Raw genomic sequence first — 19,230 nt, 5'->3', positions numbered from 1 at the left:
AGGGGTCCCCGCGACATTCAGGGGGATCCCGACCACGACACCATCTCCGGAGACATTCCCGGCACTCGCATCGCTCGCCGCGTTCGAGCAGCTGCCGCCGCACGCCTAGATGACAGGGGTGCCGGCGAGCAAGTCCCTGGTCAGGCGGAGCACAGTGCGCCGGCTCGGGCCGCTCATGTCAGCTGGAGACTGGTCAGGCAGGTCAGAGCATCCTCCGCCTGGGTGTCGATCGAAGCGGTCCCGGTGACGTCCTCGACGGTGCAGGTGAGCTCGACGGTGATGCCGCGCGGCATCCAGAGACCGAGGAATCCGTTGTCATGCGTCGTGCGGGTGCCATCTTCGAGCGTCTCTCCCGAGCTGCTGTCGACCGCCCTCACGGTGATCTCGCGGTTGCTCAGCTCTCCGCGGCAAGTGGTGAGGCTGTGGAAGGCGCACTCATGGGTGGTCTCCAGGTACGGGGCCACCGACAGGTAGAACAGGCCCTCAGGCAGGGGCAGCTCAGCCTCGCGTCCTACCTCGTCCTGGAGCTGGAGTGACACGGGGGTGACGCTCGCGATCAGGTCCTGAGGGCGCTCGGCCACCGGGAGCGCTTCGAGCTGATCGATGATCGCGCGCGCGTCGGCGTCTGCGAAGCCGTGCGCTTCGAGCAGGTCCTCGTCGCCCGTGGCGACCGTGCGCTCGGCAACGCCGGTGCCGCAGCCGGCGATCACGATCGGGAACAGTCCGGCACCGATCATGAGCGAACGTCGGGGAAGTCGGGCGCCGCGGCCGCGGCGCCGTGGGAGTGCGTTCATCAGGCAGGCTCGATCTCGCTCTCGACGACCCACTTATGGTTCGTCATCATCATCCCGTCGGACTCGTAGTCGACCATGTACACCGTCTCCTCGATGACGCTGTCGATGGTGGCTTCGGCGCCCTCCATGCCGGCCATGTGATCGGCGGTGATGGTCACCGCGGTGCCCTCGGCTAGCGATGCCTCGCCCGGGTTCTCGAGCTCCTCGTGGACGACCCACTTGTGGTCGGTGACCGGATCGCCGCCATCGGTGGGCGTGAAGCTTACCGAATAGGTGGTGGTGTCGAAGGCGCCCGAGATCGTCGCCGTGGCTACCTCCATGCCCTCCATGTGGTCCGCGGTGAGCGTCACCTCCGCGCCGACTGGATACTCGGGATCCTCCGCGGGCAGCATCCACTCGGGGGCAGGCCCGCCGTCCATCGGGTGCTCCATGTCCCCGTGGCCATCACCATCGGACGCCTCTGACCCGCCCGAGGTCAGACCGCCATCAGACCCGCTGTCAGAGCATCCAGCAAGGACGATCGAACCGGCAACGACGAAGGTTGCGAGTCGACCGAAAGAACGACGGGATTGCATACGTTTCTCCTAGTCAGAGGATACTTTGTGCCAGCTTATGACCCGTGGGTCAAGGTCTCCTCAAGATCAGATCCGGTTCTCTTGAGCACACTGTTCACCAGTGGGTCACTACCGTCTCAAGACCACACGGCCCACTCACGTCCGCCGCTCATGGCGCCCTGGCTGCCGTCGAGGAACGGGCTGGTGAACGCTTGTCTCTTGGGAGCGAGAAGGAGCAGGCCGAGCTCCGCACGTCGCATCGAGGCTTCGGACCCACCCGAAAGACGTCGGCGCGATCGACCAGCAGATGCTCGCCGCATATATCCGGGCCGGCTTCGGGGGCGACCGGACCTGCACGGCGTGCGCAGGCACGTGCTCGGACGAAGTCGCGGTCACCGGCCTGACCCCGTTCATCCGCAGGAAGCAGGATGTCGCCGATGACTGCGAGGCCATCTGACGGGTCGGATCCCGTCAGGCGGGCACAACGTCGCCCTCAGTCGTGCCCCAGCTCGAGGCGAGTCAGGCAGCATGCCGGGCCGGCGCCGAGGGGCGCGAGAAGCATGCCGGCATGCACGAGGACTCAGCACGGGCGGACGTCTGCCGCCGCTGTGAAGAGGCTCGTGCCGACCTGCTGGACGCCATCGCCTGAGGCACGGCATCTCTGCGTAAAGGGAGCCCCGACCGCCGGTCGGGGCTCCCGTTACACTGGTGTCGGCGCGTCGGATCAGCGGAACGTGACGAAGGTGGGATTGCCCCAGATGGTCCGCTCGGTGACGGAACCGGCGCTGTTGCCGGCGTCGATGACCGTGTCGCCACCCGCGTAGACCCCCAGGTGGCCGGGCCACACCACGAGGTCGCCGGGCTGGGCCTCGGACTTCGAGATCGTGGTGCCGGCCGCCTCCTGCTGAGACGAGGTGCGGGGCAGATCGATACCGACCTGTGCGTACGCGTAGGCGCTCAGGCCCGAGCAGTCGAAGCTGACGCCCGGCTTGGACGTGCCCCACGAGTACGTGACGCCGACCTGGCTGCGCGCGGCGTCGACGATCGCCTGCCCCGAGCTGCTCGCCGAGGACGCGGCGGCAGGAACAGAGGTCCCCCCGCCGGAGACCGGCGCGGCGCTGCCAGTCAGCGCGCCCTGGGTCTTCGGTCCCACGACTCCATCGACCTGAAGGTCGTGGCTGCGCTGGAAATCCTTCACGGCCCCGTTGGTGAGTCCGCCGAACTTGCCGTCGACCGACAGCGAAGCACCGTGCTCGTTCAGGGCCGACTGGAGCTGCTCGACGGCGGTGCCCTCAGAGCCCCACCGCAGCTTCTCGGATGCCACGGCAGACTTCGCGTGCGCAGGAGCCGGCGCAGCCGGAGCGGCAGCTGCCGCCGAAGCGGCAGGCGCGGCAGGTGACGCCGCAGGAGCGGCCTGCGCCGGGCCCGCGAGCAGAGCGGAGCCGATGACGACTGTGCCGAGGACAGCGGCACCGCCGGTGCCCCGCAGAGCGCGGCCAGCGGTCCCGGCGGGGGTCACTGCTCGGCCGAAGGCGCGGTGGGTGTTGGTCTGGGCCATGGTTCTACTCCGTAATTTTCCCTCCTCGAGACGAGAGGGAGTCGATGACTTCGTCAGCGCCACAGCGACGGCCGAGCAAGCAGCGAGGCGCCGGCTCATGTCGTGGGCAGTGAGTTCAACGTACGGGCCGCGCCGCTCGATCTACGGAGGCATGGAACGTCCTGCTTGAAAATTTAACCGCGGCTTTACTCACGATCCTCAGATACACCAGGAGGGTAGGTCCACCTTTACTCGTGCGGTCAAAAGGATGACGCGCGAGATCGAACGCCGTCTCAAGATTGTCTTCAGACAGCGCTGTGTCATGCAGTGGACCAGCCCAGCGTGCGAGCGTGGACGCACCGCGGTGCGTCAGGTCATGGCGTTCCGATGAACAGAACGGACTGGTGGGCAACGGCTCGGGCGATCTCCGTCGTCTGCGGTCGGTTCTCGTGCGTCCGGGACGGGGACGCCTGATCGGCACCGGAGAAGTGGACGAGGCCTATTTCGGCGCGGATGAGCCGGGATTGCCTGGCGGGCCAACGGTAAGAGGACGCTGGTCGGAGCAGCCGCCGAGATCGCCGAGTACCTCGAATACGGCCGCGATCGCACGAGGACCCTCGCAGACGGGCCTGCCTCCGCCAGTATCCCGTCACCACCGGCCACATCGAGCTCGGTGCCATGGTCAACACTGACGCGTGGTCGAGCCGGTAACCATGGCATTGGGCAGGTGCTGAGTCTACGGTCAGCGGTCCTGCTCGCCGCCAGAGAGGCGACGCATGAATGCTCGTTGAACTTTGTTCTGGTCGCGTTCGGCCAGGGTGAGCACGAGGCGCGATTGCTCGCCTGTGACCTTCGGTGCCTCGGGCAGGACATCTTCTGCAATACCGGTGAGTATTCGTAGTCGTGGGAGCCACTCGATCGTGCCTTTGGGGGCCACCGATCGTGCCGGCGGGGGCCAGTAGCCGTCGCTGTGGGGGCCACCGGCTCCCGCCGGCGTTTCGTCACTGGGTCATGGCGGCGTGCTTGCGCATGTTCCGGGTGCCGGTGTCGATCCAGATGGCGTTGTGGACGATCCGATCCATGATCGCATCGGCGCGGACTCCCGAGCCGAGCCGGGGATGCCAGTCCTTCTTCGCGTACTGGGTGCAGAACACCGTCGAGCCGGTGTCGTGGCGGCGTTCAAGCAGTTCCAGCAGCATCGCGCGCACGTCGTCGTCGGGATGGTCCAACAGGCATTCATCGATCACGAGCAGCGAGAACGCGGCATACTTCCGCAGGAACTTCGCATGGCCTTGGGGTTTGTCCTTCGCCAGTGCCCAGGCTTCCGCGAGGTCGGGCATACGGATGTAGTGCGCACGGATCCTGTGCAGGCAAGCCTGCTTCGCCAGTGCGCAGCCGAGGAACGACTTTCCCGAGCCGGTGAAGCCCTGGAAGACCACGTTCTGCTGGCGCTGGATGAACGAGCAGGTCGCGAGCTGCGTGATCGTGTGGCGGTCCAGGCCTCGTTCCTCGACGAGGTCCAGGCGGCGCAGGTCCGCGTTCGGGTAACGCAGCCCGGCGCGGCGGATGAGGCCCTCGACCTTGCCGTGGTTGAACGTGGAGTGGGCCTCGTCCACGACCAGCTGGATCCGGTCCTCGAACGGCATCCCCAGCACCAACGCCTCATCCTGGGCCTCGATGGCATCCAGCATCGCGGTCGCACCCATCTCGCGCAGCTTCCGCTTGGTCTCGATATCGATCCCGGTCACTTCGCACCCCCTCCTGCGTAGTAGCCCGCGCCCCGCACGAATCCGCCGACTTCGGCGGGTTCCTCAGCACTCGGGCGGAGGCCCGTGGCCTTGTCCTGCCCGGTCACCAACAGCGGCTCCAGATGCGCGTAACGCGGTGACCTGATCCGTCCCGCCAGGGCGAGGGCGCAGGCGGCTTCGACCCGGGTCGCCGAGAAACGGCGTGAGAGCCGCAGAACGGCCAGCGCCGGATCCAGGCCCTGCTCGATGATCGGAACGGACTCGAAGATCCGCTCGACCACCACCACCGTGGCCGGCCCGATCCGCTCGGCCCAGGCACGAACCCGGGCCGCATCCCAGGGCTGGTAGCGGTCCCCGGCAGGCAGGTCCGCATCATGAGTGCGGTACTCATTCCTGGCGGCCTCCGGGAACAAGAGGTGGCTGCTGAGGCGCTGGGAGCCCTGGTAGACCTCCAGCGTCCGGGCCGTGATGCGCAGATCCACCTTGGCACCGATCTGCGCGAACGGCGCCGAGTAGAAGTTCCGCGCGAACGCCACGTGCCCGTTCCGGCCCACTCGGCGGCCGTAATGCCATGTCGAGATCTCGTAGGGCACCGCCGGCAACGGGGTCAGCAGCGGCCTCTCCTCCGCGGTGAAGACGCTGTTCCGGGAGCCGGGCCGCTTCTGGAACGGCTCCGCGTTGTAAGCCTCCATCCGCGCCTCGATGGCGACGGCGAGTTCAGGCAGCGTCGTGAACTGCTGATCCCGCAGCCCGGCGATGACCCAGGTCGCCACGTGGCTGACGGTGTTCTCCACGCTCGCCTTGTCCTTCGGCTTCTTCACCCGTCCCGGCAGCACCGCCGCCGAGTAATGCGTGGCCATCTCGCGATACGCATCGTTGAGCACGATCTCGCCCTCGCGAGGATGCTTGATCACGCCGGTCTTGAGATTGTCCGGCACGATCCTCGGCACCGACCCACCGAACGCCTCGAACATCGCCACGTGGGCCCGCAGCCACGAGGACTGCTTCATATCCAGCGACGGCCAGCAGAACGCGTAACGGGAAAACGGCAGGCAGGCCACGAACAAGAACACCGGCGCCCTCGCGCCGGTGATCGGATCCAGCAGCTCCATCGTGGGGCCGGACCAGTCGACCTCCACGCTCTGGCCCGCCTTGTGCCCCACGCGCGAGGCAGCTCCCGTGACCAGGACGTGGCGCTGGTAGGTGCGGCAGAACCGGTCATACCCCATCGCTGGCTCCCCGGCCGCCGCGGTCGCATCCACGTACTCGCCGTGCAGGAGCTTCAGCGTCACCCCGACCCTCGCCATCTCCCGATGGACTCGTTCCCAGTCCGGCTGGGCGAACACGCTCTCGTGCTCACCCCGGCCTGGGAACAGCTTCGCGTAAACCTGCTCGTCCTCGAGCTCGGCCACCCCGTCCCAGCCGATACCGGCCGCTTCCGCGGCGTCCAGCACCGCGGTGATGCTCTTGCGCGACATGCCCTGCGAGGCTGCGATCGCTCGCCCCGACAAGCCGTCCGCGCGCAGCTGCAGAATCAGCTTCGCTCTGATCTTCCGTACCATTCCAGATTGCTCCTTCCGCCGCGTGCCCAATACACGCGGCGGAGGGAGCGTAAGCAGGGTGGCCCCCGAGCACACCATCACTGGCCCCCACGCCCACTACCGGGCGAACAGCGGACTGGCCCCCAGACCCGCTACCGATGGACCCCAGCGAGGCGAATATTCAACCGGCGAGCTCCGCCGCGAGGCCGTCGAGCTCCGCCGTCGATGTCCTGTCGTCGATGTCGTCGAAGCGCTCCTGGGCCGCAACGATTCTCGACCGCACCTCGGGTCGGAGCTGGTTCGGCCCAAGCGCAGTGAAGTCCCGTTCAACCAGGTCAGGACGACGATCGGATACTCCCGAGGGGGTAGTCGTGAGCGCTTTGCGGCCACGGCGAACCCCTTCCAGGCCACCTACTTTCATCAACCGAGCAGTCTGGTCCCGGCCGATGTCCCAACCGGCCCGGCGCATCGCCTGGTGCATCTTGCGATACCCGTAGACGCCGTAGTTCTCGGCGTGGATCCGTCGGATCTCACCAATCAGCACCTCGTCGCGGAGGGCCCGGGCAGAGCTCGGGCGCTGCGTCGCGGCTCGATAGCTGCGGGAGGCGAGGAACCCACAGTCTGTCGCGCTGAGCACGCGGCAGAAGGCCTCGACCCCGAACTGATCACGGTGCACGTCGATGAACCGGATCATTTCGGCTGCGGAGGCTCTCGCGTGACATACGAGAGATCATTTCTCGCTCTTAACTCGCTCCTCCGCGTCCCGGAATGTACCGAAACGGGTAAACCTGCTGGTCAAGTAGCCCAGGCGGGGCTTGAACCCGCGACCGACGGATTATGAGTCCGCTGCTCTAACCAGCTGAGCTACTGGGCCGTGCGCCCTGTGCAGGGCCGCAACGAATCTACCATGATCTCGCCCTGTGACCTGGAGAGATACCGATGCTCACTGCGTTCGGCGCAGTGAGTTCTGTGCGAGTCGCTCTGCACAAGGTTCTGTGAGATGACCTGCGCTCGCTCAGGCACCCATCCGAGTGGCCGCGGCGCCTCCGGTGCGCGTGTCCCCGGCCCTCACCTCGGCGCTCTCGCGCACGACCTCCACGGTGGGCCGCTCCCCGGCGCGGGAGGCGTCCATCCATTCCTCGAACACCGAGCCCCCGGGAGCGGCGGCGCTGCGACGGAGCAGCGGATCCGGGCCGACGGGCAGAGCGATCGCCCGGCCGCGCGGCGCCGGGGGAGTGGACTCCCGGGCACCGGCGATCGCATCGCGGAAGGCCTCGCCGGCCCCCTTGATCCGCCCGTGCTCGTCGAAGAGGCCGAGCGTGTGCTCGAGCGGTGGGAAGTCTGCGAGGTCGCGGGAGACGTCGTGCGAGCACCACCAGGTGATGCCCCACAGCTCGGGACAGTCCAGGGAGGTCTCCACCGTGCTGCGCACGAACCAGGGCACGTCCGCCTCTTCGAGGATGCTCCGCGGAGCGCCGACCTCCTGCAGCCACAGCGGACGCTGCGGAGCAGGGGAGAAGGCCCGGGCGAGCTCGAGGTAGTACTCGGCGCGGTGTGCGACCTCGTAGGAGCGAGCGCCGTAGCGCTGGCCGGTGCCGTCGAAGATCCAGGAGTGCACCACGGTCGCGTCGCCGAGCTCCGCGGACTGGTCCGGGGTGAAGGCGTGATCATCCATGAACCAGGCGGCGTCGTAGTTCGCGACCGTGTGCAGGCCGCGCGGCGCTCCCTGGCGCGCGGCATCCAGCAGGGTCGCGGTCCAGGTACTCGCCTGCTCGACGTCCACGGCATCCGGGTCGGGATGGTTCGAGGCGGAGAACTGGTTGACCTCGTTGCCCAGTGTGAGTCCCAGGAGATTCGGCGCTCCGGCCACCCGCTCGGCCAGCGCACGCACCAACGCGGCGGTGGCGGTCACGACCTCGGGATCGGTGAACATGTTGCGGCGATGCCAGGTGGTCAGCCAGCTGGGGATGAAGTCGAAGCTCGACAGATGGCCCTGCAGGGCGTCGACGACGACGTCCAGGCCCACCGTCGCGGCGACGTCGACCACGGCGCGCACATCATCCAGGCCTCGTGGCCGGATCAGGGTGCGGTTGGGCTGGAGCAGCGGCCACAGGGGAAAGATGCGCACATGGTCCGCACCGAGGGAGGCGATCGCTGCGAGATCCTCGCCGACGGCGTCGAGGTCCAGGTCGAGCCAGGAGTGGAACCACCCCGTGCGAGGGGTGTAGTTCACGCCGAAGCGCACCGGGCGGGTGCCGGTCGGGTCCGGGGCGTGGGCAGACATCATCGTCCTTCCGTCGAACAGGTGTGGTGGTCGCCGTGCTGGAGGGAGAATCCTGGGTGGAGCGCATGCACGCGCCCACTGCCTCAGGAGGGCACTTACCTTCCAGCTGTTACTATAGCGCTCAAGTAGCGGCGTTCGGGGGTCGTGCGCCGAACTGCCGACCCAGGAGGTCGCCCGATGTCCACCAGAAACTCTTCTCCGGCGCCAGGCAGCGGCCGGGGCCAGCGGGTCACGATCGCCGACATCGCCCGTCGAGCGGGCGTGACCTCCGCAGCAGTCTCCCTCGCCGTGAACGGACGCCCGGGCGTCTCCGCCGCGACCCGCGAGCGCATCATGGACATCGCCCGGGAGCTCGACTGGGAGCCGTCGCCCGCGGCGCGGGCCCTTGCCGGAGCCCCTGTGCTCACCGTGGGCATGGTCCTCGCACGTCCCGCCGAGGTGCTCGGCAACGAGGCCTTCTTCGGGGCGTTCACCGCCGGGCTGCAGGAGGTGCTCAGCGCCCAGGACTACTCCCTGCAGATGAAGATGGTGGAGTCGCCGGAGGCGGAGATCGAGACCTACCGGCGCTGGTTCGCGCAGCGACGCGTCGACGGCGTGGTCATGGTGGACCTGCGGGTCGATGACCCGCGGATCCCGGCCCTGGAGGAGATCGGCCAGCCCGCACTGGTCGTCGGAGGGCCCGGCCATCACGGCTCCCTGCCCTCGGTCTACGTCGACGATGCCCAGGCGACGAACCTGCTCGTGGATCACCTCGCCTCCCGCGGGCACTCCCGGATCGCCCGCGTGGCCGGAACTGCCGAGTTCTTCCACACCGCACAGCGCGATCGGGCGTTCCTGGGCCGCTGCACCGAGCTCGGCATCGAGGGGAGCCTGCAGGACGCCGGATACGGTGCGCAGGATGCAGCGGTCGCCACGGCAGAGCTGCTCACGGCCACGCCGCCTCCGACGGCGATCATCTTCGACAGCGACGAGATGGCCCTCGCCGGCACTCATGTGCTGCTCGAGAGCGGGGTCCAGGTCCCCGAGCAGATCGCGGTGGCCAGCTATGAGGACTCGGCGCTGGCCCGCACGCACCGCCCGGCCATCACCGCGATCGGCCGCTCCGCGATCGAGTACGGACGGCTCGCCGCCACCCGGCTGCTGGAGATCATCGCGGCGAGCAGGAAGCGCCCCCAGGGCGACGCCACCGCGACGACCGCCGGCGGAGCGCCCGGATCCGAGGCCGCCGAGGTCAGGGCGATCGAACCCGTGCTCCTCGTGCGCGGGTCGACCGACCCGGACGCAGAACCGGCCTTGAGCACCCCTCCGATCCGAGGTTAGATAGGTCATACTCGCCGGTCGGAGCCGCAATCGGAGGTGCGACCGCCGAGGAGTCCTGCTATTGTTGCTCAGGTCGATCCCGCATAGCTCAATCGGCAGAGCATTCGACTGTTAATCGAAGGGTTGTTGGTTCAAGTCCAACTGCGGGAGCCACAGCAGGTACGCAGCCCCGGGGATCTCCCCGGGGCTGCGTTGTTCCCGCCCGATGGTTCTCGCGAAGGAGAGCACGATGCCCGCCGTCCCCGATGAGGTCTTCCCGATCCCGGACTCCGCCGGTCCCGACAGCGTCTGGGCGGACCGATCCGGTCCTCGCACCCTGGTGGGTCGCAATCAGCGCGGGGTCGAGATCCCGATCGGCAAGGGCGAGGGCGAGATCAGCCCCGGCGAGCTCCTGAAGCTCGCACTCATCGGCTGCGCCGGGATGTCCTCCGACGTCAACCTCGCCCGCCGACTCGGCGACGACTTCGCCATGCGGCTGTGGGCGCACGGCGACTCCGACGCCTCCGAGAACCGTTACCCCCGCATCGACGAGGAGGTCCAGCTGCCCCTGGACGGCCTCACCGACGCCGAGATCGCGTCGGTCAGCAAGGTCTTCGGGCGTGCCGTCGCCGCCGGCTGCACCGTCGAGCGCACCGTCGTCCCCGGAGTCGAGGTCACCCACACGATCCTCGGGGCCGATGACCTGCAGGGACACAGCGATCGTGACGGGCAGGAGCGCGCATGAGCATCCGCCCGATCCGCGTCGTCGGCGACCCGGTGCTGCGCACCACCTGCGATCCGGTCCGCACGATCACCGACGGCACCCGCGGCCTCGTGCGCGACCTCATGGACACGGTCGATGACGACGGCCGCGCCGGGGTCGCCGCGAACCAGATCGGCGTGAGCCTGCGCGCGTTCTCCTGGAACCTCGAGGACCACGGGATTGGCTGCATCCTCAACCCGGTCATCGTCGAGCTCTCCGACGAGCTGCAGGACGACGACGAGGGCTGCCTCTCCGTGCCGGGCCTGTTCTTCCCGCGCACCCGCTCCGCCTACGCCCGGTGCGTGGGCATCGACGTCGACGGCCAGGAGATCGAGCTGGCCGGCGAGGGGATCACCGCACGGCTGATCCAGCACGAGGTCGCCCATCTCGACGGCGAGCTCTACATCGACGGGCTCGAACGGTCCGTCAAGAAGAAGGCATTGCGCCAGATCAGGGAAACCCTCTAAGCTCTGCATCAGCAGTAGAAGCATGAGCAGTCCGGCATCTCGCATCACCCGGGCGGTTCCGATTCGTTGGGGAAGACGTATCGGAGACCGGAAGGAACGAGATGACTCAGGGCGTTCTCTATATTCACTCCGCGCCGCGAGCCCTCGCACCACATATCGAGTGGGCCGCCAACGGAGTCCTCGGTGTGCCCTCCCGCATCCGCTGGGAGGAGCAGTACGTGGGCCGAGGCCTCGTGCGCGCCGAGCTGACCTGGCGGGGCCGTGACGACACCGGTCCCCGACTCGTCAGCGCCCTGCGGGGGATGCACGACGTGCGCTTCGAGGTCACCCAGGAGGCGACCGTCTCGAGCGATGGTGCCCGCTGGAGCTGCACCCCGGAGCTGGGCATCCATCACGCGGCCACCGACCGCGCCGGCAACGCCGTCCTCACCGAGGACCATGTGCGAGGCTGCATGGACCGCGCCGGAGACGACGCCGGTGCTCTGCGCCGCGAGCTGTCGATCGCACTCGGCGAGGCCTGGGACGAGGAGCTGGAGATCTATCGCCACGCCGGCGAAGGTGTCCCGATGCGCTGGCTGCACCGCGTCAGCTGAGCCCTGAGTCCCGAACCCGGAACGCGGCTGCCGGAACGTATCCGGCAGCCGCGTTCTCTGCAACGAGCCCCTGCACAGGGCGGAGCACGATCACGCGCTGGTGAAGACCACTGCGATGTCGTGACCGCCGAAGCCGAAGGCATTGTTCAGCACGGCGATGTCCCCGCCGGGCAGATCCACCGGGGCGTTCTGTGCGATCCGCATCGGGGTCTCGGGATCGAGGTTCTCGATGTTGATCGTCGGCGGGGCGATGCGGTGGTAGGCCGCGAGCGTCGAGAAGATCGACTCGAGCGCGCCGGCGCCACCCATCAGGTGGCCGGTCATCGACTTCGTGGACGTGACCACGATCTGGTCGGTGACGCCGTCCAGGGCCGTCGCGACGGCGTTGAGCTCGCCGATGTCCCCGAGCGGGGTGGAGGTCCCGTGCGCGTTGACGTGCACGATGTCCTTCGCCGAGACCTCAGCATCCCCGATCGCCTCACGCACCGCGCGGGCCTGGCCCTCGGCCGAGGGGGCGGAGATGTGGTGGGCGTCCGACGCCATGCCGCGACCGGAGGCATAGGCGTACACGCGCGCCCCACGTGCGGCGGCATGCTCCTCGCTCTCGAGCACGAGGATGCCTGCGCCCTCGCCGAGCACGAAGCCGTCACGGTCCACGTCATAGGGGCGCGAGGCGGTCTGCGGGTCATCGACCCGGCCGGACAGCGCGCGGATGTTCGCGAAGGCTGCGAGCGTCATCGGGTGGATGCACGCCTCGGTGCCTCCGACGACGACCACATCGGCCCGGCCGTCGCGGATCATGCTCATGCCCAGGGCGACGGCCTCCGCGCCGGAGGCGCAGGCCGAGACCGGGGTGTGCGCACCGGCACGGGCCCCGAGCTCCATGGAGATCTGGGCGCTCGAGGAGTTCGCCATGAGCATGGGCACGGTGAACGGATTGACCCGGCGGGCGCCGCGCTCCCGCACCACGTCCCACTGATCCAGCGTGGTCCAGATGCCGCCGATACCGGTGCCGACCACGACGCCGAGCCGTTCGGGCTCGACCTCGGGGGAGCCGGCGTCGGCCCAGGCCTGACGGGCCGCGACCATCGAGTACTGGCCGGAGGGGTCCAGCTTCTTGGACTCGGGCCGCGTGAGGGAGTCGAGGGCGCCGGGGACGACCTGGCAGGCGAAGTCCACGGACAGGCCGTAGGTCTCCTTCCAGTCGTTGTCCAGCGTGCGGGCGGTCGACGTCCCGGCCAGGGCCGCCTCCCAGGTGGAAGCGATGTCGCCGCCGAGGGGATTGACGGTGCCGAGACCGGTCACGGCGACGCGAGAGCGGGAAGCGGACATACGGGCGGACCTCCGGGTCGGGGAGCGTGGTGCGAACGGCGACGCCCGGGACAGAAGTGTCCCGGGCGTCAGGAGGGGGTCAGGACTGCGCGCCCTCGATGAACTTGACGGCGTCGCCGACGGTGGCGAGGTTCTTGACCTCTTCGTCGGGGATGCGCACGTCGAACTTCTCCTCGGCGTTGACCACGATGGTCATCATGGAGATGGAGTCGATGTCGAGGTCGTCGGTGAAGGACTTCGCGAGCTGGACGTCCTCGGTCGCGACACCCGTCTCCTCGTTGACGATCTCGGCCAGGCCCGCGAGGATCTCGTTCTCGGTGTGTGCCATGGGGTTCTCCTTAGGTGAATGGATTGTGTGGCGGTGACAGACTACCCGCGCCGCCGCCGGTGTCCCGGCAGCCGCGACGATGTGGCCCGGGTGGCGTGATGCGCGCGACAGCCCGCCCGCACGCCGCGGGGATCAGGGGAGGATCAGCACCTGTCCGGCATAGGCCAGACCGGCGCCGAAGCCGAACTGCACGAGCACGTCACCGCTCGTGGCGGCGCCCTCCGCGAGGAGGCGATGCGTGGCCAGGGGGATCGAGGCGGCCGAGGTGTTGCCGGTCTCGGCGATGTCGCGGGCGATCACCACGCTCTCGGGCAGTTTGAGCTGCTTGGCGAGCTCGTCGACGATGCGCATGTTGGCCTGGTGGGGAACGAACACGTCGATGTCCTCCACCGTCAGGCCCGACTGCTCGAGCATCTCGCGGATCTTCTTCGCGGTGTGCCAGACGGCCCAGCGGAAGACGGTGCGACCATCCTGCTCGAGCGTGGGCCAGGGGCCGTCGCCGTCGCGGAAGTTCACGAGCGAGTTGGTCATCCGGATGGTGTCCCAGTTCTCGCCGTCGCTGCCCCACACGGTGGGACCGATCTTCGGCTCGTCGCTGGGGCCGACGATCGCGGCGCCCGCGCCGTCGCCGAGCAGGAACGAGATCGAGCGGTCGGTGGGGTCGACGAAGTCGGAGAGCTTCTCCGCCCCGATGACCAGCACGTGGCGGGCGGCGCCGGTGCGGACCAGGGCGTCGGCCTGACCGATGCCGTACGCGAAGCCGGCGCAGGCGGCCGAGATGTCGTACGCGATCACATCGGGGCGGCCCAGCTCGCCGGCCAGCAGCGTGGCGAGCGAGGGGGTCGGGTACGGGAAGCTGATCGTGGAGACGATGATCGCATCGAGAGTCTCCAGCTCGATGCCGGATGCCTCGATGGCTTCCTTCGCGGCGGTCAGGGACAGGTCCTTGACACCGACGTCCTTGCTGGCGCGGGTGCGGGTGATGATGCCGGTGCGCTGCTGGATCCACTCGTCCGAGGAGTTGATCGGCTCGATGAGGTCGTCGTTGGGCACGATGACGTCGCCGCGGGCGGCCCCATAGGCGAGGACCTGCGATCCCGGCACGGTGGGCCGGGGCTTCAGCGATACGGCCATGTCAGTTCTCCTGGTCCGCGGTGGGGGCGATGCCGGCGTGCTCGCGCACGAGTGCACGGGCGGCGTCGAGGTCGTCGGGGGTGTTGAGGTCGGCCAGGGCGATGCCCTTGAGGTCGCGCTTGGCGAGCCCGGTCAGGGTACCGGCCGGGGCGACCTCGATCATCGCGGTCACGCCGCGGTCGCGCAGGGTGGCCATGCAGGCCTCCCAGTCGACCGGGGAGGCGACCTGCGTGACGATCAGGTCGAGGTAGCGCGAGCCCTCCGTGACGACCTCGCCGCTCGCGTTCGAGACCAGCGGGACCGTGGGATCGGTGGGGGACAGGCTCGGGGTGAAGGCGGTGAGCTCCTCGCGGGCGCCCGCCATGAAGGGCGTGTGGAAGGCCCCGGCGACCTGCAGCGGGATGACGCGCGCCTTGGCCGGCCCGTCCTCACGGAGCGCCGCGATGGCGTCGAGTGAGCCGGCGGCCACGATCTGCGCGGCGGAGTTGATGTTCGCCGGGTGCAGGCCATGGCGCTCGATGACGGCCAGGACCTCGTCCCGGGAGCCGCCGACGACGGCGGCCATCCCGGTGGGCTCGGCGGCGGCGGCCGTCGCCATCGCCTGGGAACGCACCGCGACCAGACGCATCGCGTCCTCGTCGCTCAGCACACCCGCCAGCGCGGCGGCAGTCAGCTCGCCCACGCTGTGCCCGGCGATCACATCGGCACCGGGGAGAGATTCGTCGGCGTTCAGCTGGGCGGCGGCGACGATGCCGGCGGCGACCAGCAGCGGCTGGGCCACGGCGGTGTCGCGGAGGGTGTCGGCGTCGGACTCGGTGCCGTGGCGCAGAAGATCCACGCCCGCCGCCTCGGAGAGAGAGGCCACCGTCTGCTCGACGCCCGGCAGCTCACGCCACGGGCTCAGGAATCCGGGCTTCTGCGCCCCTTGGCCGGGGCAGACGATCGCGAGCACGGGAACCTCCAGGAGGGAGAGAGAGGAAAGAACGAGAAGGGAAGTGAAAGAAGAATGCCGGGCTCGTCATGGAGGAGGGCCCGGGGAGAACAGGACCACCGGCCCGCCCCTCCCGCAGGAGGGGCGAGCCGGTGGGGTGATCAGGACTCGCCGCCGAAGGAGCCGGACTGGCCCGCGTTGACGTTGGTCAGGTCGTACTTGTCGATCGCCTGACGCACGAGGGACGGATCGACCTTGCCCTCGCGGGCGAGCAGCTGCAGGGCCTTGACGACCATGGAGTGCGCATCGATCTTCAGGTGACGGCGGGCCGCCGGACGGGTGTCCGAGAAGCCCCAGCCGTCGGCTCCGAGCACGCCGTACTGGCCGGGGATCCACTCGCGGATCAGGTCCGGGACCAGGAAGTCGTAGTCGGAGGTCGCGACGAACGGGCCGTCGACGCCCTGCAGGCGCTGCGAGATCCACGGGGTGCGCGGGTCCTCGGGGTTCAGCAGATTGTGCTTCTCCGCCTCCTGGGCGTCCTTGCGCATCTCCGCCCACGAGGTCACGGACCAGACCGTGGCGCGGACGCCCCAGTCCTCGAGCAGGAGCTGGCGGGCATGGCGGGCCCACGGCACACCGACGCCGGAGGCGAGCAGCTGGGTCTGGGGCCCGTCGCCCTCGGGGGCGTCGTCGAGCACGTACATGCCCTTGAGGAGCCCCTCGACGTCCAGGCCCTCGGGCTCGGCCGGCTGCACCATCGGCTCGTTGTACACGGTGATGTAGTAGAAGACCTCCTGCAGGCGGTCGTCCTCGCCGTACATGCGCTGAAGGCCATCACGGATGATGTGGCCGAGCTCGTAGCCGTAGGCCGGGTCGTAGATGACCGTGCCGGGGTTCGTGTAGGCCAGGATCGGCGAGTGGCCGTCCATGTGCTGCAGTCCCTCGCCCGCCAGCGTGGTCTTTCCGGCGGTCGCGCCGATCACGAAGCCCTTGGCCATCTGATCGCCGGCTGCCCAGAAGAAGTCACCGGTGCGCTGGAACCCGAACATCGAGTAGAAGATGTAGAACGGGATCATCGGGAAGTCATGCGTGGCGTACGAGGTGCCCGCTGCGGTGAAGGCCGCGGTGGAGCTGATCTCGTTGATGCCCATGTGCTTGATCTGGCCGGAGGTGGACTCCTTGTAGGCCAGGAGCAGATCGCGATCCACCGAGAGATAGTTCTGACCGTCGGGGTTGTAGATCTTCGCCGTCGGGAACAGCGAGTCCATGCCGAAGGTACGAGCCTCGTCGGGAACGATCGGGACCCAGCGCTTGCCGGTCTCCTTGTCGCGCATGAGGTCCTTGAGCAGGCGCACGAGGGCCATCGTGGTGGCGATCTCCTGCTTGCCGGAGCCGCGACGCATCACCTCGTAGGCCTTGTCCCCGGGCAGGTCGAGCGCCTTGTGCTCGGTGCTGCGCGAGGGGACGGGGCCGCCGAGCTCTCCGCGACGGGACTTCAGGTACTTCATGACCGGGGTGTCGTCGGCCGGCATGTACAGCGGCGCGTCGTAGACGCTGCCGCTCTCGAGCTGCTCATCGCTGAAGGGGATGCGCAGCGTGTCGCGCAGTGCCTTGAGGTCCTCGAGGGTGAACTTCTTCATCTGGTGGGTCGCGTTGCGGCCGGCGAAGTTCTTGCCCAGGCGGTAGCCCTTGATGGTGTGGGCGAGGATCACGGTGGGCTGGCCCTTGTGGTCCATCGCGGCCTGGAAGGCGGCGTGGATCTTCTTGGCATCGTGGCCGCCACGGTTGAGCTTCCACCAGATGTCATCGTCCGAGAGGTCCTCGACGAGGGCCTTCGTGCGGGGATCGCGACCGAAGAAGTTGTCGCGGATGAAGGCGCCGTTCTCGGCGCGGTACGTCTGGTAGTCGCCATCGGGCGTGACGTTCATCAGGTCGATGAGCGCACCGTCGGTCGAGGACTCCAGCAGCGGATCCCAGCCGGAGCCCCAGATCACCTTGATGACGTTCCAGCCGGCGCCGCGGAACTGGCTCTCCAGCTCCTGGATGATCTTGCCGTTGCCGCGCACCGGGCCGTCGAGGCGCTGCAGGTTGCAGTTCACGACGAAGGTCAGGTTGTCCAGGTGCTCCTTGGCGGCAATGTGCAGCGCGCCGCGGGACTCGACCTCGTCCATCTCGCCGTCGCCGAGGAACGCCCAGGTGTGCTGCTCGCTGGTGTCCTTGAGGCCACGGTTGGTGAGGTACTTGTCGAAGGAGGCCTGCTCGATCGCGGCGACCGGGCCGATGCCCATGGACACCGTGGGGAACTCCCAGAAGTCCTGCATGGCGCGCGGGTGCGGGTAGGACGGCATCCCGTGCTCGCTGGAGAACTCCTGACGGAAGCCGTCGAGGTCCTCCTGGCCGAGCCGACCCATGAGGTAGGCGCGGGCGTAGATGCCGGGGGAGGCGTGGCCCTGGAAGAAGATGTGATCGCCGCCACCGGGGTGGTTGCGGCCGCGGAAGAAGTGGTTGAAGCCGACTTCGTACATCGTGGCGATCGAGGCGTAGCTGGAGAGGTGGCCGCCCACCCCGATGCCGGGAGCCTGCGCGCGGTGCACCAGCATCGCGGCGTTCCAGCGGTTGATGTTGCGCAGCTCCTTCTCGAGCTCCACATCCCCGGGGTACTGGGGCTGCTCATCGGCCGCGATGGTGTTGACGTAATCGGTCGCCAGGGAGTCGGGCAGGTGAAGATCCTGGTCACGGGCATGCTGGATCAGGCTCTGGACGACCTCGGAGGCGCGGTCCGAGCCGCGATGCTCGACGAGGCCGTCGAACGAGTCAATCCATTCCTGCGTCTCCTCCGGATCCGGATCCTGCGCATGACTGGGCAGGTTGATGCCGATGGGGCGAGGGGTCTCGTGCGAAGTCACGATGTCCTTCTCTCTACGGGAGGCGATGGACCGGCCGTGGGGAGCTGTGGAGCGCCGGTGGGCACGGCTCCTCGGCCTCGGTTCCGGCAAGCCTACCGTTGCGAAAGGCGCTGGGAGCCTTCACAAGTCCTCCCCACATGTGAGACGCCGAACACCCGCCACGGTGCTGGGAGTCCCACCCTCGTCGGTGCGACGAGGGTGGCATGCCGGGGGAGGGGACTGCGGTGTCCGGGCGCGCCCTCCTGGCTAATCTCACCCACGTGCCTGCTCGAAGTGCGGTGGGTCGGCTCGTGACATAGCATTGGGCCCGCACAGTTCGGTCCCGGCGCCCGCAGCGCCCCCGATGCTGCTGCGATTTCTTATCCCAACCTGTGAGGAGCTCTTTCTTGTCACCGTCGGCCGACGCCCCTTCGTCCAGCTCTCCTGCCGAGGCGCTGGCCTTTACCTCGGGTCAGATCGTGCAGGAATTCGGCTATGACGACGATGTCGATCTCGACCTGCGCGATGCGATCGAGGACGTCCTCGGTGACGAGCTCGAGGACGAGGACTGCCAGGAGATCGTCGACGGCGTCATCATGTGGTGGCGCGAGGGTGACGGTGACCTGACCGACGCCATGGTCGACACGCTCACGACCCTCGCACCGGGAGCTCCCGTGTGGGTGCTCACCCCGAAGGCCGGCCGCGACGGCCACGTCGCCCCGGCGGACATCCAGGAGAGCGCCGGCACCGCCGGTCTCCGCGTGATGAGCACGGTGAGCCTGGCTCAGGACTGGACCGGTACGCGCCTCGCGAGCCGCACCAACTGATCTCCCGCATGATCTGCACCCCGTTCGCGGGGTGCGAGCCCTCCCTCTGCGGAGGATGAGGGGCGTCCAGCCCCGCTCGGGTCGTTAGCTCAGTTGGTCAGAGCGCCTGGTTTACACCCAGGAGGTCGGGGGTTCGAGCCCCTCACGACCCACCCACGAGAAGGCCCCTGACCTGCACCGGGAGTGCGGAGTCAGGGGTCTTTCGGCGTCGTC

Annotated in this window: 17 protein-coding genes and 3 tRNA genes; 7 read left to right on the top strand and 13 right to left on the bottom strand. The window is 68.4% G+C overall.

The window, feature by feature from the left end:
- Positions 1-173: 173 nt before the first annotated feature.
- The 8 genes from ABD093_RS05125 to ABD093_RS05090 form a co-directional block, all read right to left on the bottom strand.
- Positions 174-794 carry a CueP family metal-binding protein gene (locus ABD093_RS05125; protein ID WP_226850169.1) on the bottom strand — a complete coding sequence of 207 codons (621 nt, stop codon included), beginning with the start codon at positions 792-794 and terminating at the stop codon, positions 174-176.
- Positions 794-1,369, bottom strand: a complete 576-nt coding sequence (locus ABD093_RS05120; protein ID WP_193117601.1) for a YdhK family protein — start codon at positions 1,367-1,369, stop codon at positions 794-796. The genes ABD093_RS05125 and ABD093_RS05120 overlap by 1 nt, the downstream gene beginning before the upstream one ends.
- Before the next feature lie 703 nt (positions 1,370-2,072).
- Positions 2,073-2,906, bottom strand: a complete 834-nt coding sequence (locus ABD093_RS05115; RefSeq protein WP_193117602.1) for a C40 family peptidase — start codon at positions 2,904-2,906, stop codon at positions 2,073-2,075.
- 980 nt (positions 2,907-3,886) lie between these two features.
- A complete protein-coding gene (locus ABD093_RS05110) occupies positions 3,887-4,633 on the bottom strand; it encodes an ATP-binding protein (RefSeq protein ID WP_343922862.1) in 747 nt (248 codons plus the stop codon).
- Entirely contained in the window at positions 4,630-6,195 is a 1,566-nt protein-coding gene (gene istA, locus ABD093_RS05105) for an IS21 family transposase (RefSeq protein ID WP_343922904.1), read from the bottom strand. The genes ABD093_RS05110 and istA overlap by 4 nt, the downstream gene beginning before the upstream one ends.
- A 160-nt stretch (positions 6,196-6,355) precedes the next feature.
- Entirely contained in the window at positions 6,356-6,868 is a 513-nt protein-coding gene (locus tag ABD093_RS05100; protein WP_343922860.1) for an IS3 family transposase, read from the bottom strand.
- Positions 6,869-6,974: 106 nt separating this feature from the next.
- Positions 6,975-7,048 (bottom strand) — tRNA-Ile (locus ABD093_RS05095).
- A 141-nt stretch (positions 7,049-7,189) separates the two neighbouring features.
- A complete protein-coding gene (locus ABD093_RS05090; protein WP_343922858.1) occupies positions 7,190-8,461 on the bottom strand; it encodes a glycoside hydrolase 5 family protein in 1,272 nt (423 codons plus the stop codon).
- Positions 8,462-8,635: 174 nt separating this feature from the next.
- Between ABD093_RS05090 and ABD093_RS05085 the strand changes: the two genes are divergently transcribed.
- From ABD093_RS05085 to ABD093_RS05065, 5 genes are all read left to right on the top strand, one after another.
- The gene (locus ABD093_RS05085; protein WP_193119394.1) at positions 8,636-9,778 is read left to right on the top strand and encodes a LacI family DNA-binding transcriptional regulator; all 1,143 of its coding nucleotides are present in this window, start codon (positions 8,636-8,638) and stop codon (positions 9,776-9,778) included.
- 77 nt (positions 9,779-9,855) lie between these two features.
- Positions 9,856-9,931: transfer RNA gene (locus tag ABD093_RS05080), tRNA-Asn, on the top strand.
- Between the two features lie 76 nt (positions 9,932-10,007).
- A complete protein-coding gene (locus ABD093_RS05075; protein ID WP_193119395.1) occupies positions 10,008-10,502 on the top strand; it encodes an OsmC family protein in 495 nt (164 codons plus the stop codon).
- Entirely contained in the window at positions 10,499-10,987 is a 489-nt protein-coding gene (locus tag ABD093_RS05070; protein WP_343922855.1) for a peptide deformylase, read from the top strand. The genes ABD093_RS05075 and ABD093_RS05070 overlap by 4 nt, the downstream gene beginning before the upstream one ends.
- Positions 10,988-11,088: 101 nt before the next feature.
- Positions 11,089-11,580: a DUF3145 domain-containing protein gene (locus ABD093_RS05065; protein WP_193119397.1), complete on the top strand. Its 492-nt coding sequence runs from the start codon at positions 11,089-11,091 to the stop codon at positions 11,578-11,580.
- A gap of 90 nt (positions 11,581-11,670) precedes the next feature.
- Here the strand turns inward: ABD093_RS05065 and ABD093_RS05060 are convergent, their stop codons facing one another.
- The 5 genes from ABD093_RS05060 to aceE all read right to left on the bottom strand — a co-directional run bounded on the left by ABD093_RS05060 (position 11,671) and on the right by aceE (position 18,211).
- Complete coding sequence (locus ABD093_RS05060) at positions 11,671-12,912, bottom strand: beta-ketoacyl-[acyl-carrier-protein] synthase family protein (RefSeq protein ID WP_193119398.1); 1,242 nt, start codon at positions 12,910-12,912, stop codon at positions 11,671-11,673.
- Between the two features lie 79 nt (positions 12,913-12,991).
- Positions 12,992-13,240 carry an acyl carrier protein gene (locus ABD093_RS05055; protein WP_193119399.1) on the bottom strand — a complete coding sequence of 83 codons (249 nt, stop codon included), beginning with the start codon at positions 13,238-13,240 and terminating at the stop codon, positions 12,992-12,994.
- A 132-nt stretch (positions 13,241-13,372) separates the two neighbouring features.
- Positions 13,373-14,374, bottom strand: coding sequence for a beta-ketoacyl-ACP synthase III (locus tag ABD093_RS05050; RefSeq protein ID WP_193119400.1), 1,002 nt, complete (start codon positions 14,372-14,374; stop codon positions 13,373-13,375).
- 1 nt (position 14,375) lies between these two features.
- Complete coding sequence (locus ABD093_RS05045) at positions 14,376-15,326, bottom strand: ACP S-malonyltransferase (RefSeq protein WP_343922851.1); 951 nt, start codon at positions 15,324-15,326, stop codon at positions 14,376-14,378.
- Between the two features lie 140 nt (positions 15,327-15,466).
- Entirely contained in the window at positions 15,467-18,211 is a 2,745-nt protein-coding gene (gene aceE / locus ABD093_RS05040) for a pyruvate dehydrogenase (acetyl-transferring), homodimeric type (protein ID WP_193119402.1), read from the bottom strand.
- A gap of 386 nt (positions 18,212-18,597) precedes the next feature.
- Here aceE and ABD093_RS05035 point away from each other — a divergent pair, with 386 nt between their 5' ends.
- On the top strand, positions 18,598-19,017 hold the full coding sequence (locus ABD093_RS05035) for a DUF3052 domain-containing protein (protein ID WP_193119403.1): 420 nt from the start codon (positions 18,598-18,600) through the stop codon (positions 19,015-19,017).
- 78 nt (positions 19,018-19,095) lie between these two features.
- Positions 19,096-19,169 (top strand) — tRNA-Val (locus tag ABD093_RS05030).
- The last annotated feature ends 61 nt before the right edge of the window (positions 19,170-19,230 follow it).

The organism is Brachybacterium tyrofermentans (assembly GCF_039526165.1).
GTDB classification, from domain to species: Bacteria; Actinomycetota; Actinomycetes; order Actinomycetales; family Dermabacteraceae; genus Brachybacterium; species Brachybacterium tyrofermentans.
This window is presented reverse-complemented; position numbering and strand designations above follow the sequence as displayed.

Excerpts from the sequence above, each read along its gene's own strand:
- ABD093_RS05125 (WP_226850169.1), bottom strand. The coding sequence starts at position 794 with ATGAACGCACTCCCACGGCGCCGCGGCCGCGGCGCCCGACTTCCCCGA.
- ABD093_RS05120 (WP_193117601.1), bottom strand. The coding sequence starts at position 1,369 with ATGCAATCCCGTCGTTCTTTCGGTCGACTCGCAACCTTCGTCGTTGCC.
- ABD093_RS05115 (WP_193117602.1), bottom strand. The coding sequence starts at position 2,906 with ATGGCCCAGACCAACACCCACCGCGCCTTCGGCCGAGCAGTGACCCCC.
- istA (WP_343922904.1), bottom strand. The coding sequence starts at position 6,195 with ATGGTACGGAAGATCAGAGCGAAGCTGATTCTGCAGCTGCGCGCGGAC.
- ABD093_RS05100 (WP_343922860.1), bottom strand. The coding sequence starts at position 6,868 with ATGATCCGGTTCATCGACGTGCACCGTGATCAGTTCGGGGTCGAGGCC.
- ABD093_RS05090 (WP_343922858.1), bottom strand. The coding sequence starts at position 8,461 with ATGATGTCTGCCCACGCCCCGGACCCGACCGGCACCCGCCCGGTGCGC.
- ABD093_RS05085 (WP_193119394.1), top strand. The coding sequence starts at position 8,636 with ATGTCCACCAGAAACTCTTCTCCGGCGCCAGGCAGCGGCCGGGGCCAG.
- ABD093_RS05075 (WP_193119395.1), top strand. The coding sequence starts at position 10,008 with ATGCCCGCCGTCCCCGATGAGGTCTTCCCGATCCCGGACTCCGCCGGT.
- ABD093_RS05070 (WP_343922855.1), top strand. The coding sequence starts at position 10,499 with ATGAGCATCCGCCCGATCCGCGTCGTCGGCGACCCGGTGCTGCGCACC.
- ABD093_RS05065 (WP_193119397.1), top strand. The coding sequence starts at position 11,089 with ATGACTCAGGGCGTTCTCTATATTCACTCCGCGCCGCGAGCCCTCGCA.
- ABD093_RS05060 (WP_193119398.1), bottom strand. The coding sequence starts at position 12,912 with ATGTCCGCTTCCCGCTCTCGCGTCGCCGTGACCGGTCTCGGCACCGTC.
- ABD093_RS05055 (WP_193119399.1), bottom strand. The coding sequence starts at position 13,240 with ATGGCACACACCGAGAACGAGATCCTCGCGGGCCTGGCCGAGATCGTC.
- ABD093_RS05050 (WP_193119400.1), bottom strand. The coding sequence starts at position 14,374 with ATGGCCGTATCGCTGAAGCCCCGGCCCACCGTGCCGGGATCGCAGGTC.